At 64.8% G+C, this 585-nt stretch carries 1 protein-coding gene; it reads right to left on the reverse strand.

Annotated elements, in window-relative coordinates; genetic code table 11:
* Positions 1–576: ATP-binding protein (locus tag ET21_RS0122980; RefSeq protein WP_030541534.1), on the reverse strand; the 576-nt coding region annotated here is incomplete at its 3' end.
* Between the last annotated feature and the right edge of the window lie 9 nt (positions 577–585).

Genomic DNA, 585 nt, shown 5'->3' on the forward strand with positions numbered 1-585 from the left:
CGCGAGGTTGGTGGTGATGATGACGCTGGTCTGCTCGTAGAGCTTGCTGACCAGATGGAACAGCAACTGGCCGCCTGAGCGGGCGAACGGCAGGTAACCTAGCTCATCGAGCACGATCAGATCGAGACGGGATAGCTGGGCGGTGAGTGCGCCGCTCTTGCCGATCCTGGCTTCCTCTTCGAGACGGGTCACCAGATCGACGGTGTTGAAGTAGCGGCCGCGCGCACCGGAGCGAACGACATTGGCGGCGATAGCGATGGCCAGGTGGGTCTTGCCGGTGCCCGTGCCGCCGACCAGGACGATATTGCGCCGAGCGGGCAGGAACGCGCCGCTGTGCAATGAACGCACCAGCCCCTCGTTGATCGGTGTGCCCTCGAACCGGAACGCGTCGATGTCCTTCACGACCGGCAGCTTTGCGGCCGCCATCCGGTATCGGATCGACGCGGCATGGCGATGCGTCGCTTCCGCTCGGAGAAGGTCGGTCAGTATCTCCATCGTGGTGCGCTGACGCTGAAGGCCGGTGGTGACCGCATCATCGAACGCGCCCGCCATGCCCTTGAGCCCAAGCCCGCGCATCGCCTCGAT

Source organism: Sphingobium sp. DC-2, from assembly GCF_000722555.1.
Classification (GTDB): Bacteria; Pseudomonadota; Alphaproteobacteria; order Sphingomonadales; family Sphingomonadaceae; genus Sphingobium; species Sphingobium quisquiliarum.